The organism is Rhodococcus sp. SORGH_AS_0301, from assembly GCF_030818285.1.
Classification (GTDB): Bacteria; Actinomycetota; Actinomycetes; order Mycobacteriales; family Mycobacteriaceae; genus Rhodococcoides.
The window spans coordinates 3,348,385-3,363,227 of sequence record NZ_JAUTAC010000002.1; the positions used below are offsets into that span (position 1 = coordinate 3,348,385).

Here is a 14,843-nt window from a genome sequence, read left to right on the forward strand (position 1 = left end):
CAAGCTCCCCGCCGCGCCCATGAGAACTACCGTCGAAAGGCCCCAGTGACCTCGCCCCGTTCGTATCTGGTGCTGGCCTCGCAACGCAGTGGCAGCACCCTGCTCGTGGAAACCCTCCGTGCGACTCGCCAGGCCGGCGAACCGCAGGAGTTCTTCCAGTACCTGCCGGACACCTCGCTCCCCCCGCAACCCCGCGAGTGGTTCGACTCGGTGTCCGACACCACGGTGACGTCGTTGCTCGCACCGCTCGAGTCCGGGGCGCCGTGGTCGGAGAGCGCGGAGGAATGGCGCTTCCGCATCCTGCGCGAGGGACGCACCCCGAACGGGGTGTGGGCGGGCAAGCTCATGTGGAACCAGACACCGTTGTTGATCCGCCGAGCCGACTCCCTCCCCGGCCGGACACCACCCGGCGGCGACGCCCTGCGTGCTGCCGTCGACGACGTGCTCGGAGACGTCGCCTTCGTCAAGGTCACCCGACGTGACCTGGTTCCCCAAGCCGTGTCGTTCTGGCGAGCGGTGCAGACCAGGGTATGGAGAGGACGCGCCGATCCCGCCGTCGATGCTGCGGCGCAGTACCACCCGGCCGGCATCGCCCATCTGCTGAGCATCCTCCAAGGCCAGGAGAAGGGATGGCGTTCGTGGTTCGATGCCACCGGCATCACCCCGTTCGAGGTCGATTTCGACGAGCTGACCACGGACACCGCCGCAGTGACGGCCTCCGTACTCGATCACCTCGGGCTCGACCCGTCGCTCGCCCCGGAACCCGCGCTGCGCAAACAATCCGACGCTCGATCGGACGACTGGATCGCGCGCTATCGGGCCGACGCCGCCCAGAGGGGACTCCCCTCATGACCGTCACCAGTCTCGACGTGACGCACGTCGACGAACTCCGCGCGCTCGAAGCCGAAGCGGTCCACATCATCCGCGAGGTCGCCGCCGAGCTGGAGCGGCCCGTTCTGCTGTTCTCAGCCGGCAAGGACTCCATCGTTCTGCTCCGATTGGCGGAGAAAGCGTTCCGACCGCCGTCGCAGCCGCCCGACGTGGCCTCGCGCATCCCGTTCCCGGTCCTGCACGTCGATACCGGTCACAACTTCCCGGAGGTGATCGATTTCCGCGACAGGCGCCTCACCGAGGGCGGGCACCGGCTGATCGTCGCGTCGGTGCAGGAGACCATCGACTCCGGCCGCGTCATGGAGGTCGGAGGCCCGGACTCCTCCCGCAACCGACTCCAGACCAGGACTCTGCTCGACGCGCTGGAGGCCGGCGGTTTCGACGCGGCGTTCGGCGGTGCCCGACGCGACGAGGAACGAGCCAGAGCAAAAGAACGCGTCCTGAGCTTCCGCGACGAGTTCGGCCAGTGGGACCCACGTGCTCAACGACCGGAACCGTGGTCGCTCTACAACGGCCGCATCAAACGCGGCGAGCAGGTCCGCGTCTTCCCCCTGAGCAACTGGACCGAACTCGACATCTGGCGCTACATCGCCCTCGAAGGTCTCGAACTCCCGCCGATCTACTTCGCGCACCAGCGCGAGGTGTTCGAGCGGGACGGAATCCTGCTCTCCACCAGCGGATTCGTCCGTCCCAGCGCCCACGAGCGGGCCACGGTGGAGCAGGTCCGCTACCGCACCGTCGGCGATCTCACGATCACCGGCGCGGTGCGATCGTCCGCCACCGACGTCGACGGCGTCATCGCCGAGATCTCGGCGGCCACCGTCTCCGAGCGCGGCGAGACGAGAGCCGACGACCGTACCTCGGTCGCAGCCATGGAAGACCGCAAGCGAGAGGGCTACTTCTGATGACCACCACCGCGCCCGGCAGCGTCGACGACGTGGACGCCGGTTCCACCCGCACCCGTCAGCTGCTCCGCATCGCGACCGCCGGCTCCGTCGACGACGGCAAATCCACCCTCATAGGCCGCCTGCTCCACGACACCGACAGCCTGCCACTCGATCACCTCGACGCCGTACGGGGCGACGACGGCGTCCCCGACCTCGCTGCGCTCTCCGACGGGCTCAGAGCCGAACGCGAACAAGGCATCACGATCGACGTGGCGTACCGGTTCTTCTCGACCGCCCACCGCAACTACATCCTCGCCGACACCCCCGGCCACGAGCGGTACACCCGCAACATGTTCACCGGCGCCTCCAACGCCCACGTGGCACTGCTGCTGGTCGACGCCAGGGCGGGCGTACTCCGACAGACGCGCCGCCACGCCCGCATCGCCTCGCTACTAGGCGTGGAACATCTGGTGGCCGTCGTGGACAAGATCGATCTGGTGGGGTTCGGCGAAGATCGTTTCGCCGAGGTGGTCGCCGAGATCCGCCTGCTGACCGACCGGTTGGGCGTCGCCGAACCGACGGTGGTCCCGATCGCGGCGTTGAGCGGGGACAACGTCGTCACCCGCTCGGGCAACACACCTTGGTACGACGGCCCCACCCTGCTCGGGTTCCTCGAGTCCGTCGAACTCGAGGCCCCGGCACCCACCCCGGACAAGCTCCGCCTCCCGGTGCAGTGGGTGTCGCGTCCGACCGATCCGACCGAGCGTCGCCGCTACACGGGCCGTCTCGCCGCCGGCACCCTGCAGGTCGGCGACCAGATCCTGGTCCTGCCGTCGGGATCGCGCAGCACCGTCACCGCGCTGGACACCCTCGATGCAGCGCGCACGGTCGCCGTGGCGCCACTGTCGGTGGCCATCGAACTCGCGGACGACATCGACGTGGCCCGCGGCGACGTCCTGGTCTCCGGCCGGGAGGACGGGCAGCACCCGGTCGTGGCGCGCGAGATCGACGCGACGGTGTGCTGGTTCGCCGACACCCCGCTGCGCGCCGGAGACCGCCTCGCCCTCAAACACACCAGCCGTACCGTGCGCGCGACGATCTCCGAGCTACACGGCCGACTCGACCCCGAGACCCTCGACGAGGAACGCAACCCGATCGCCCTGACCATAAACGACATCGGTGCGGTCACCCTGCGGACCAGCTCCCCCGTCCTCGCCGACCCATATGCCGACATCCGCGACGGCGGTGCCTTCGTTCTCATCGACGAGAACACCAACGACACGGTAGGCGCCGGAACCGTCACCCTCGCGCGAGCAGCCAAGCCGGCCGGTCGGATACGCAACGACGTCAAGTGGCACCCGTCGTCGCTCGAACGGGGACATCGGTGGTCGGCCGTCGGACAGCGCGGCGCCACCGTCTGGCTCACCGGGCTTCCCGCGTCGGGCAAGTCGACGCTCGCCGTCGCAGTGGAACGGGCGCTGGTGGAGTCCGGTCGCGTCGCATACCTGCTGGACGGAGACAACGTCCGTCACGGGCTGTCCGACGACCTCGGCTTCTCGGCCGGCGACCGCGCCGAGAACGTGCGTCGTGTGGGGCACCTGACGCGCCTGTTCGCCGATTCGGGGACCATCGCGATCGCATCGTTGGTGTCCCCGCTCGCCTCCGATCGCGAGATCGCGCGAGTACTCAACGCGGCAGCCGACCTACCGTTCGTCGAGATCCACGTCGCCACCCCACTCGCCGAGTGCGAACGACGCGACCCCAAACGCCTGTACGCGCGTGCACGCGCGGGCGAACTGCAGGGACTGACCGGTATCGACGCCCCGTACGAACCTCCGGAGAACCCGGACCTGGTGGTCGACACCACCGGAGCGGACCTGGACGATCTCGTGGAGCAGGTCCTGCGCGTGCTCATGGAACGGGACATCATCCCGGCCGCGGCCCCGTAACCTGAGCCAGGTGTCCTCCTCGTCGTGCTGCACCCCGGATCGACGCCCGGTCGAGCCGACGAGCAACCGCGCACCGGCAGCTGTGCCGAGCAGGGTGCTTCCCGACCTCGACTGCGTGTCGCTGCCCGGCGGAACCTTCCTCATGGGGGCCGACGACGCGTGGTCGTACGCCGCCGACCTCGAAGGCCCGGTCCGCCCGGTCACCGTCGCCGCGTTCGACATCACGGTGACAACCGTGACGGTCGCCCAATTCGCCGAATTTCGTGCGTGCAACAGGGTTCCGGACGGATGCCGAAGCGTTCGGGGACTCGCTGGTGTTCGTCGGAGAACTCGGACCCGCGGCGCACCGATGGCCGACAGTGGCCGCGACACCATGGTGGCACGTGGTCGAGGGGGCCACCTGGCGGCACCCGTCCGGACCCGACGTCGACGTCGACGCGACACGGGATCGAGCGGCCCATCCCGTCACCCATGTCTCCCGCCGCGACGCCGAGGCGTTCTGCGCGTGGTCCGACACCGCACTACCCACCGAGGCCCAATGGGAGTACGCCGCGCGCGGTGGCCTCGAGCAGCAGCCGTTTCCCTGGGGATCCGACCTCGAACCGGGCGGCACACACCGGATGAACGTGTGGCAGGGCGACTTTCCCCGGTCCGACACCGCCGCCGACGGGTACGCCGGTACCGCCCCCGTCCGGTCCTACGCACCCAACGCCTTCGGCCTCCACGAGATGACCGGAAACGTCTGGGAATGGACGGCCGGCAGATTCGACGACGCCCACGGGGACACCAAGGCAGTGACCCGCGGCGGGTCGTACCTGTGCCACGCGAGCTACTGCCGTCGGTACCGCGTCTCGGCCCGGTCGGGGTCCACACCCGACACCTCAAGTGGTCACACCGGGTTTCGAGTAATTTGGCCCTGCGGATCCATGACCGACTCCGGCGTGGGCACTTCCCATCACGCTGAGCCCAATTGCTGACGCCGAGCCCGGCGGGCACTACCGTCGGCTGATCGAGCACCACTGGAACGGGAGTCGTACCAACAAGATGGATAGCCGTATGACGACGCAGCCGGGCGGCACCGACGAGAACGTTCTGCTGGTCCACTGGCACGATCTCGGTCGACACCTCGAGCTGTACGGCGCCACCGGTGCCACATCTCCCGCGCTCGATCGTCTGGCGTCCGAGGGTGTGCTGTTCACTCGCGCGCACGCCACCGCCCCGCTGTGTTCGCCGTCGCGGGGCAGCCTGCTCACAGGCCGGTACCCGCACAGCAACGGCATCGTCGGCCTCGCCCACCACGGCTGGGAGTACAAGGACTCAGTCCGCACCCTCCCCCAGATACTCGGCGAGCACGGTTACCGCAGCGCCCTGTTCGGCATGCAACACGAGTCGGCCACCCCGGAACGCTTGGGCTACAGCACATTCGACGTCGGCGATTCCGATTGCGACCACGTGGTCGATCAGGCCACTGCGTACCTCGAGTCCACTCGCGGCCAGGACGGTCCGTTCCTGCTGAACGCCGGCTTCTTCGAGGTGCACCGGCCCTATCCCGTCGAGCGGTATCCGCGTCCCGATCCCCACACCATCGTCGTTCCGTCCTACCTTCCCGACACCGCCGAAGTGCGTGAGGATCTGGCCGCGTTCCACGGATCGATCACGGTCGCCGACGCCGCCGTGGGCCGCCTACTGGACGCACTCGACGCCGCCGACTTCGCCGACGACACCTGGGTGGTGTTCTTCACCGATCACGGCGAAGCCTTCCCCGGAGCCAAATCCACGCTGTACGCCCGCGGAACCGGAATCGCGTTCATCGTGCGTCCGCCGCGACGCCGCGCAGTCGCACCCGCCGTGCACGAGGGCCTGTTCAGTGGCGTCGATCTGGTGCCCACCCTGCTCGACGTCCTCGGTCTGCCGATCCCCGCAGACGTCGAGGGTGTCTCGCACGCCAAGATCCTCGCGGGTGAGTCCGGCGTTCCGGTCCGCGACGAGGTGTACACGCAGAAGAACTACCACGACTCCTACGACCCGATTCGGGCCGTACGCACCGAGAACTGGAGCTATCTCGAGAATTTCGCGCCGCGGCGCATGCTCGAACTTCCTCTCGACATCGCGGACAGCTTATCCGGGCGCGCACTGGGCCGCGATCATCTGGCCCCTCGACCGGCACGGGAGTTGTACGACCTGACCGCCGACCCCGGCGAGACGACCAATTTGGCCGGCCTTCCGCAGTTCGCCAACATCGAAGAGGACTTGGCGAACCGACTCGCACAGTGGCGAACACACACAGAAGACACGGTGACCCCGGACGCCGAGGGCAGCGAGCTCGCCGATCGAGTCGTACGTCGTTACCTCGCAACGCTCTCCGGTGAGCAGACGGTCCCTCGGTCCCCCAAGGGAGCCGACCGCCGACTACGAGGGCCCGAGCGCGCCGCGTCCGCGTGACGACCCGGCGTAGCGCACCGACGAGGCACGGATCGCGCCGATCCCAATGGTGGGCAACGGGGCTCGCACCGAGGGACGATCACCTTCACGCGAGCACCACCCAGCACCAGAGAGGGCGCCGGCCATGTCCGACCACACGACTGAAGACCGCACCCAGATCGACATCGGCGTCGGAATCCTCGTCGGGCTGTGCGGGTACACACCCGAGCAAGCGTTCACAGAACTCACCGCGTTCTCCCACCGCCACAAGGTCGGGCTGATCTCCACCTCACGTGCCCTCACCCTGCTTGCCCAGAGCACGACGCCGAACCCCACCGACCACAGCGCGGTCGAGGAAGCACGATCACGATGGCAGCACATCCTCCATAGCGGCGCCGATCAACCGCCCCTCGAACGGACTGCACAGCGCCCACCCCCCACAGTTCGGGATATACACCGCACACAGTGCATACACAGCGATGGCGGCAGACTGCCCACCGTCGTTCACGAAACACTCACTGCGACCGAATCACGACGTCGCCGTCGTCCGCGAGTTATGCCGGACCGTGGCGCCGGCCGACGTTCAGCTGTCGCCGACACCGTGACGGGGGCCGCGAGAGTCCACGCGACTCATCTGCTCGCATCTGCGCGGGGGCATCATCACCGACAAGAAATATGCAGTGCACCGCGGCGTCGGGCTGAGACTTGATCTCGGTCGTCGTGTCCACCCAGCCGGGCTACCGCCGGGGCCCGCATCCACATTGCGCCGAGCGTCGGCACATGGACCTCGTGGCAGGCGGTGGAGTCCTCGCTAGGCTCCGTCCCAGTGTCGCGGCGGCGCCAGCGACCGACACGTGTCAACTCGTGGGAGGCCAGGGCGGTGGACTCGGAAGGCCAGCGGGACGCGATCGTCGAGTTCTACCAGCGACTGGGGTCGACGACATCGTTCAGTGACGGGCACCGCCAGGCCGTCGACACCGAGCTCGCCGGGATGCTTACGATCTGGGACGACGCCAGCCCCGCGCACGAGGACCCCTGGCAGGCGATCCGCAACAAGTGCTCGATGTACAAGTTCGGTAGCCACTGGCCGTGGGCCTCGGCAGCGACAAGCGAGAACTTCCTGTTGACCCTGCGAGTGGTATCCGAAGGCCGCGGGCGCGGCCTCAGCAACGCCCCGTACGACATTCGCTGACGATGAGCCGCTGTCCGGCCATGGCCCGTCCGACACAGCCCCCTTGACGGACCCGCGGTTTACGCGTTCGCTGGTGCCCGTGCCGATCGAGACAGTGTTCGCGTTCTGCGGTGTCGCGCTCCTCGCCTACATCACTCCGGGCCCGGACTGGTTCGTGGTCATGCCCGCCGCCGTCACCTCCCGCCGGACCGGATGGATCGCAGCAATCGGGGTTCAATGCGGGCTGCTGGTGCACATGAGCTCAGCCGCCGTCGGAGTGGCGGCGGTGATCGTGGCGGAGCGCGACCGCGTTCACGGTCCTGAAGTGGCTCGGCGCGGGATATCTGGTGTACCTCGGTGTGCGCGCACTGCTCGCCTCTCGGCGAGACACAGTCGGACGAGACGCAGGCGACAGACCCGATGCCGCCGGACGCCCCTCGTCCACGCTCGTTCAGGTATGGCGGCGAGCGTTCACCGCGAACGTCCTCAATCCGAAAGCGGCCCTTTTCTTCGTCGCGGTCCTGCCCCAGTTCGTCACTCCCGGCGGCCCGGTCGCTGCCCAGATCATCGGGCTGGGTCTGCTCGACATAGCCCTCGGCGTCGTGTGGTGGGCGGTGTTCGTCCTGGGGGTACACCAACTGCGGTCGATCATGGGCGGCACGCACGCCCGCACCGTCACCGACCGCGTCGCCGGTACCGCACTCATCGGTCTCGGCGGAGTACTCGCCGCAGCTCCCAGCCGCGTCTGACCCCTTTCGTCGAGGCGAGCTGCAGCCGAAGCGAACCTCGAGCTCACGCGGCCGCCCGAAGCTTGCGCGCCGTGAAACTACCAGCGTTGAACGGTCGTCTCTACCGAATGAGGTGGCGTGAGTGCGCCTGTCAACGCACCGTTCCTAGAGCCGTGGGCACCTCGCCTGAAGTGTGCTCCGTAGAACACGCTCTGAAGCGACGGAGGAGGCCCCAGCCGACCGACCGTCTCCTGACGTGTCGACGCACCCCTTTCACGGGCCACGCCTGACCCACCCCGGCTGGCCCACGCTGATCTGTAGGGCTCGAATCAACTTGCATTACTTTGTGGTGAAATGAATTTCGGTCGGTCTCGTCGGCGCCGCCGTCGGGTGGACCGTGTCCCTCACTGGACACCCGGCGACCATATCCACGGTGCGTTCCCCCGGCCCGTGATCTCGCCTATCGACACGGGGGACTATTCGATACGGGACGCAGTGGTGTCAGGCGTTCGGGGTGGTCGAGTCGACGATCCGACACGCCTCGGTCAGAGTCGACGTGCCGCGCGCGTACGCGGCGGCGCGCAACCGCGCCGACGCCGACCGCGCGTCGATGTCGTGTCGCGCCATCAGCACCCCGACCGCCACGCTGCGCAGGTCGGACCCTCCGGCCCCGCCCACACCGACCGAATCGAGTCCGAGCACGAGATGCCCGATCAGGGTGGCCGACGGGCCGATCAACCCGGCCGTCTCGGTGTGTCGCCGAGAGGGCGCGACGGTTCGATACAGCACCAGCACTCCCACCGAGGACCCACCGGGGGCCATCGGGGCCACGTCCACCGAATGCACACCCATCGCCTCGAGGTCGGACGTCAGGAGCGGCCACCGACGGCAGTGTGAGGGATCGCCGACCGCAACGATCGACACCGGCGCGTCCGGGTCGCCGGACTCGAGGTGCCAACCGTGGATGTAGAACAGATCGGCGACGCGGTCGGCGACCGCGTCGGTGACGTGCACGACCCGATGGGCCTGCTCCGCACCGGCGATCGCGCCCACGATCACCGCGCCCCCGGCGGCGCCGACCACGCCAGCGCAGACACTCACCCACTCCGCCACCATCGACCGGTCGTCGTGCTCACCGCCGCCCTCGGCCGCCTGATCGGACACCGAACCCCGTTCCTCTGCCGTCCGCGTGACACGGCCGAACTCGCGAGAATGTTCCTCCGGGCCGATGCCTGACGCTGGCGGTTTCAACGACGGGCACCGGTCGGGGTGCAGCGGGGCACCGCTCTGTCTGTGCCACCACCACCCGGCCGCCAAACCTGCCGAGCACCCTCGATCCCCATGAGGCGACCCGGAGGAACACGCGCGGGACCCGGTACGCTGAGTGACCGATTCCGCGGGTGGAGCCCACGCTCCGGGATCGGTTCTTCCGATGCCGGGCCGTCTGGCCCCGTACCCCACGAGGACACCACCACCTTGATCACCAACGATCACGGCGGCGACACGGGCGCGCCGCACCCGGACCGACTGATCACCCGCATCGCCGACATGGCCCGCGCACTACGCGGAGTGGACGAGAGCGGAACACGGTCGTTCTCCGCCGTCGCCGCCGCCGCCGCCGCTCAGACCGTCGCCCTCGTGCCCGGGGTCGACCACGCCTCGGTCATCGTCGTCCCGGTCGAGCACCGCGGCACCAGCGAGGGCGACCTGCGCCACGCCACCGACACCGTCGCGGCGGACCTGGCCCGCGTCCAGCTCGAGCTCGGACTGCACCCGATACCGCGAACGGTCCGCGACGTCACCGTCACCGACCTCACCGACCCCGCCCACGGCGCCCTCACCGACACCGCCGCCCGCGCCGGTGTCACGGCGATGATGACGCTGCCCCTCTTCGTCGGGGAACGATCGGTCGGTGTGCTCACCGCCTACGCCGACACCGCCGACACCTTCGACGACGACGCCGCGGCCACCGGCGCCGCCATCGCCACCCACGTCGCCCTCGCCGCGCTCGCGCTCGGGGAGGACACCTCGATGCGCACCGCCCTGGCCAGCCGCGACCTCATCGGCCAAGCCAAAGGAATACTCATGGAACGCTACGACGTCGACGCCGCAGCAGCGTTCGAGCTCCTCGCCCGCATCTCCCAGGAAGACAACCGCCGACTCGTCACCGTCGCCGCCGACGTCGTCGGAACCCGCACCACCACCACCACCACCACCACCACCGGGAACACCGACGCACCCATCTGACACCACGACAGGACAGGCGCCACCATTTCTTGTCCTCGCTCCGGCGGGCCACGCCGGATTCGATCTTGCGAGGCCCTGATCTGGAGGCGGTCCGCACACCACCTTCGGGAGTGGACCGCGGCGGGAAGCGTCGACTACTACCTGCCTGCGTTCGCCGCGCTCGGGGATCTGCCCGAGCGCGACCTGCGCGAGTAGGCGGACAGGCGCGACTCAGTGTTCGTCGAGGTCCAGTGCGAGTAACGCATTCTCGACCAGTTCCGGCAGCGCCGGATGAGTCCAGTAGGGCTCGGTGGCCAAACGGTGCGCGTCGATGTCGAAGGTCATCGCCACGACGAACAGATGGATCATCGTCGATGCTTGCGGTCCGACGATGTGTGCGCCCAGAATGCGGCCGGTCGACGGATCCGCGAGGACCTTGCAGAAGCCGGACTCGTCTTCCATCGCCCACCCGTACGCGACGTCCGAGTATCGCGCGATACCCGAGACGTAGCTCGCTCCGTCGTCGTCGAGTTGCTGTTCGGTGCGTCCGATGCTCGCGATCTGCGGTGATCCGAACACCGCCGACGGCACCAGGTCGAGTTGCGTCGTCATCGGCTCGTCGTGGAGGAGGTTGTGCGCCACGGTCTGCGCCTCTCGGTTGGCGACGTGCTTGAGCGGGACGGTGTTGCAGATGTCTCCCAGCGCGAAGACCCCGTCGATGTTGGTGCGTTGCTCGCCGTTCACCACCACCCGTCCCTTGTCGTCGAGCTCGATTCCCGCAGCAGCACAGTCCAGTACGTCGGAGTTGGGTTGGCGTCCCGCCGCGATGAGCAGCGTGTCGCCGGTGACCTCGTCCCCGCTGTCCAGTGTCAGAACGATGTCCGTGCCGTCCGTGCGGGCGTCGGTCACCGTGCTGCCCAGGCGTAGGTCCCACCGCGTCGCCGACAGGTCGGTGAAGGTGCGTGTGACGTCGGTGTCGTGTCCGTCCAGGAGTCGGTCGGCGGAGTCGATGATGGTGATGATGCTTCCCAGGGCCGAGAACACGTGCGCCAGTTCGGCCGCGATGTACCCGCCGCCCAGGACGAGCAGACGGGCCGGTGGGGCGTCGATACGCATGATGGTGTCGGAGGTGTGGTGAGGGACGTTCGCCACGGCGTCGGGTATGACGGGTCTCCCGCCGGCAGCGAGAACGATTCTGTCGGCGGTGACGGTGCCGAGGAGGGACCCGTCCTCGTCGGTGACTCGAAGCGTTCGCGGCCCGGTGAAAACCGCGGTGCCGGCCAACACGGTCACGTTCGACGACTTCTTTCGATATTCGCGCGCGCTGGCCTCGTCGGCGTCGAGTCGGTCGAAGATGCGGGACCGGATGTCGGTCCACCGGGCAGTAGCGGGCTCGGTGTCGATGTCGAAGGACGCAGCGCCGCCGATGGTGTCGAGGACGTCGGCCGTGTACGCGAGCATCTTCGACGGGATGCATCCGACGTTGAGGCACGTGCCGCCGAAACGACCCTTCTCGATGACGGCCACGCGACGATCGTCGAATTTCGAGTCGACGATCATGTTTCCCGACCCTGCACCGATGACGATGAGGTCGAAATGTTGTTCTGCTGCGGTCATGAAGAAGGAATACCCCGCCGCGCTTCGCTGCACACGGGCACGCGGGCTCGTCAAGCACGATGCGATGCCCGTCCGGGGGCGTAGCTGACCACCGACGTGCACCCCACTCATCAGTTCGGGGAGGAGCGACCGCCACCGCAACGCTCCGGCAGAGTTGCAACTTGTCCATAGGGCCGACGCGAACTCGTCCCGGCCGGTGGACCGGGGTGAGCGCAGTTCGACGGTGTGGACGCACCAGCACAGTAGCCGGCGCCGCCGACAACGGCCCCCACTGATACGAAGACTGCTTTCAGGTTCTCGATGTGCCGCACCTGAGCAACCCCGCCGCGCGGCGCGTCCAGGGTTGCCGCCGCGCCACCGCGTGGAGCGGTCATCCATCATCGGCACCGGCCGCCGACGGCCGCACGCGAGGCGCCGTGCCCGTCAGTCGACGCCACCATCGCCGACGGTCAGAGCAACGGTCGTAGCCGCGCGGCCGCACTGTCGAAGGGGATTCCGCTGTACGGTCGGAACATGTCCTCGGAGAGGAGCGGCGGCGTCACACCCGGTGCGATCACACCCGAGGACATCGTCGACGTACTTCGTCGGGGTGGGCCGTGGATGGTGTTCCAACCTGTCGTCGACGCCACTGATCTGCACGTCGTCGGATACGAGGCCCTCGCCAGGTTCCCCGCCGACACACCCGGACCCGAGCAGTGGTTCGCCGCGGCAACGCAATGCGCCTTGGCCGGGGCACTCGAAGGCGCCGCGCTGTTGCACGCCCTGGACCACGCTGACGCGCTCGCACCGGAGCTGTTCCTCGCCGTCAACCTCTCCCCCGCTGCGCTCGCCGCGGACGAGAGCTTGGCCGAGCCGCTGCGTCACGCCGCCCGGCACCGCCCCATCGTCCTCGAAGTCTCCGAGCATTCCACCGTCGACGAGGTCGAGAACACCCTCGAGACTTTGAACGGCCTGCGAGCTGCGGGCGTGATCCTCGCGCTCGACGACGTGGGCGCCGGGCGTTCGGGGTTGCGGCAGGTCATCACCGTGCGACCGGACATCGTCAAACTCGATGCGTTCGTCACCCGCGGTATCGACTCCGACCCGTTCCGCGCCGCGATCGCCGCCGCCGCCATCGCACTCGCCGGCCAGTTCGACATGACCGTCGTGGTGGAGGGCATCGAAACGGAAACCGAACTGGGTACAGTCCGCGAGCTCGGCGCCCATCTCCTGCAGGGGTTCCACCTCGGGCGCCCCGCACCTGTCACCGACCTGCGACTTCCGTCCGAACCGCCACCTCCGGGTCAGGCGGAATGACGGGCCTCCCTGTGATCCTCGACGCCGCACGGCGACGTCGTTCCCGATCGGGTGAGTCGTTCCACCGGGATGGCGCGGTCGAGCATGCCGGTGAGTTCGCCGCGCCGGCCGACGTCGGACAGGGGCGACTCGACGAGACCGTTGTTCGATGATCGGTCACATGATCATCGCTGTCAGGTGAGGCACCGCCGGATAGAGTCAGGCCCGGGCGGTGATCCGTTCCGCTATGACCTTCGGGGCTTCGATGTGCAGAAAGTGACCGACACCGGGAACGATCTCACGCGTGCGTGGTGCGGCGAACCGATGCCGGTCGTCGACACGAGGAGGGAGGAAGCACCCGTCTTCGGCACCATGGAGCTGCAGCATGGGCACCGTGATCGGGCGGGCGAGGCGTCGCGTCGCCCCGATCATGCTGGGTCGCACCATCGCCCGGTAGTACTTGATGGGTGCGGGCATACTCGCGCGGAGGTGCTCGTGCAACTCCGCGTGCAGGGCAGGATCGAGCTCGAGGGAGGGCGACCACTGATGCCAGAGGCGGTCGATGAGAGCGAGGTCGCGAGCCGCTGCAACCGCCCCACTCCCCGGTAGTTGGAAGAACCCCATGTACCAGCTCCGGCGAAGCTGAGCGAGGCTCGGCCGGGTCAGGAACGTCAGTGGGTGCGGAACTGCCAACGCGACCGCACGCTGGATACGATCCGGCGCAGTGACGCACGCATCGTAAGTGATCAGAGCACCCCAGTCATGGCCGATCAATTCGACGGCTCGCTCGGGGGACCAGCGGTCGAGCAGCGCGAGGATGTCGCCGGTGACTGAAGCGAAATCGAACGGTCCTGAGGGCGGGGAGGGCGCGTACCCACGAAGCCACGGTGCGATGACGTGACGTCCTCGGCGGCCGAGCTCCGCGAGGAAGGGCTCGGCGGTCGACGGGTGATCCGGGAAGCCGTGAACGAAAAGAGTCGGTATGCCACCGGGGTCGCCGCCTTCCAACGCATGAAAGGTGCCGTGTGGCAGGCCGTAGGTGACGTGGTCGAACGTCATGCGTATCAGCCCTTCGGCGTTGTCGTCGAACGAGACTTGCCGGCGCTCGGTTCGGTGCCTCCGCGGCGCGCCATGAGGGTTTGGGAAGCAACCGGAGGTTCCGCAGGATGCGCTGTCAATTGGTTGAGTTTGCGGATCTGCCTGTCGAAGATGCGCGCAGGCGCGAATCGACGAAGGATGCTGACACGCTTGGCCATCGAGCCCGCGGTGTACCGCAGCGTGGGCTGGGTATCGGTGGCGGCCTTGACGACGATCTTCGCCACGACACTCGGATCATCGGCATCGCGCAGAGCCGCGGCCAGTACCTCACGGGCGATCTCCCGCTGCACGGCGTAGACCGGAAGCGGCGAGTCCGGCGGCAGGCTGCTCGCTTCGAAGCCGGTGCTCGTGTAGGCCGGTTCGACGAGCAGCATCCGGACGCCGTGCTCGCGGAGTTCGTGATCGACGGATTCGGAGTAGCCCTCGCCTCGGCACTTCGGGACGAGGACGAGCAGACTCGTGCTCGTGTCATGGAGACCGTCCGTGCTGCCTTCGCGCCGTTCGTCCACGAAACCGATGTGCGCTTCGATGCCGCATGCTGGGTGATCGGTGCCCGCGCTTCCGATTGGGGCTCATAGCC

13 protein-coding genes are annotated in these 14,843 nt (G+C 68.1%); 9 read left to right on the top strand and 4 right to left on the bottom strand.

The genetic code is table 11. The features are described from left to right. The first annotated feature begins 45 nt into the window (after nucleotides 1–45). The 7 genes from QE397_RS16475 (at nucleotide 46) to QE397_RS16505 (ending at nucleotide 8,068) form a co-directional block, all read left to right on the top strand. Complete coding sequence (locus tag QE397_RS16475; RefSeq protein WP_307096054.1) at nucleotides 46–852, top strand: Stf0 family sulfotransferase; 807 nt, start codon at nucleotides 46–48, stop codon at nucleotides 850–852. Continuing rightward, nucleotides 849–1,796: a sulfate adenylyltransferase subunit CysD gene (cysD, locus tag QE397_RS16480; RefSeq protein WP_307096056.1), complete on the top strand. Its 948-nt coding sequence runs from the start codon at nucleotides 849–851 to the stop codon at nucleotides 1,794–1,796. The genes QE397_RS16475 and cysD overlap by 4 nt, the downstream gene beginning before the upstream one ends. After that, nucleotides 1,796–3,727 carry an adenylyl-sulfate kinase gene (gene cysC, locus QE397_RS16485; protein ID WP_307096058.1) on the top strand — a complete coding sequence of 644 codons (1,932 nt, stop codon included), beginning with the start codon at nucleotides 1,796–1,798 and terminating at the stop codon, nucleotides 3,725–3,727. The genes cysD and cysC overlap by 1 nt, the downstream gene beginning before the upstream one ends. A 314-nt stretch (nucleotides 3,728–4,041) precedes the next feature. Next, nucleotides 4,042–4,704, top strand: a complete 663-nt coding sequence (locus QE397_RS16490; protein WP_307096060.1) for an SUMF1/EgtB/PvdO family nonheme iron enzyme — start codon at nucleotides 4,042–4,044, stop codon at nucleotides 4,702–4,704. Between the two features lie 79 nt (nucleotides 4,705–4,783). Next, complete coding sequence (locus QE397_RS16495) at nucleotides 4,784–6,169, top strand: sulfatase (RefSeq protein WP_307096062.1); 1,386 nt, start codon at nucleotides 4,784–4,786, stop codon at nucleotides 6,167–6,169. A gap of 859 nt (nucleotides 6,170–7,028) precedes the next feature. Beyond that, nucleotides 7,029–7,340 (top strand): hypothetical protein, encoded by a 312-nt coding sequence (locus QE397_RS16500; RefSeq protein ID WP_307096064.1) that lies wholly within the window; start codon nucleotides 7,029–7,031, stop codon nucleotides 7,338–7,340. 326 nt (nucleotides 7,341–7,666) lie between these two features. Further along, nucleotides 7,667–8,068 carry a LysE family translocator gene (locus QE397_RS16505; protein ID WP_307096066.1) on the top strand — a complete coding sequence of 134 codons (402 nt, stop codon included), beginning with the start codon at nucleotides 7,667–7,669 and terminating at the stop codon, nucleotides 8,066–8,068. 480 nt (nucleotides 8,069–8,548) lie between these two features. Here QE397_RS16505 and QE397_RS16510 read toward each other — a convergent pair whose 3' ends face one another. Next, on the bottom strand, nucleotides 8,549–9,211 hold the full coding sequence (locus tag QE397_RS16510) for a hypothetical protein (protein ID WP_307096069.1): 663 nt from the start codon (nucleotides 9,209–9,211) through the stop codon (nucleotides 8,549–8,551). Between the two features lie 312 nt (nucleotides 9,212–9,523). Between QE397_RS16510 and QE397_RS16515 the strand changes: the two genes are divergently transcribed. Next, on the top strand, nucleotides 9,524–10,294 hold the full coding sequence (locus tag QE397_RS16515; protein WP_307096071.1) for an ANTAR domain-containing protein: 771 nt from the start codon (nucleotides 9,524–9,526) through the stop codon (nucleotides 10,292–10,294). Between the two features lie 210 nt (nucleotides 10,295–10,504). Here QE397_RS16515 and QE397_RS16520 read toward each other — a convergent pair whose 3' ends face one another. Then, a complete protein-coding gene (locus QE397_RS16520; RefSeq protein WP_307096073.1) occupies nucleotides 10,505–11,890 on the bottom strand; it encodes a mycothione reductase in 1,386 nt (461 codons plus the stop codon). A gap of 513 nt (nucleotides 11,891–12,403) precedes the next feature. On the opposite strand from QE397_RS16520, the gene QE397_RS16525 reads away from it, so the two are divergent. Beyond that, nucleotides 12,404–13,186 carry an EAL domain-containing protein gene (locus QE397_RS16525; protein WP_307096074.1) on the top strand — a complete coding sequence of 261 codons (783 nt, stop codon included), beginning with the start codon at nucleotides 12,404–12,406 and terminating at the stop codon, nucleotides 13,184–13,186. Between the two features lie 198 nt (nucleotides 13,187–13,384). Here the strand turns inward: QE397_RS16525 and QE397_RS16530 are convergent, their stop codons facing one another. Together QE397_RS16530 and QE397_RS16535 are read right to left on the bottom strand one after the other, a co-directional pair. Then, a complete protein-coding gene (locus tag QE397_RS16530) occupies nucleotides 13,385–14,224 on the bottom strand; it encodes an alpha/beta fold hydrolase (RefSeq protein ID WP_307096076.1) in 840 nt (279 codons plus the stop codon). Between the two features lie 5 nt (nucleotides 14,225–14,229). Beyond that, complete coding sequence (locus tag QE397_RS16535) at nucleotides 14,230–14,637, bottom strand: hypothetical protein (RefSeq protein WP_307096078.1); 408 nt, start codon at nucleotides 14,635–14,637, stop codon at nucleotides 14,230–14,232. Nucleotides 14,638–14,843: the final 206 nt, after the last annotated feature.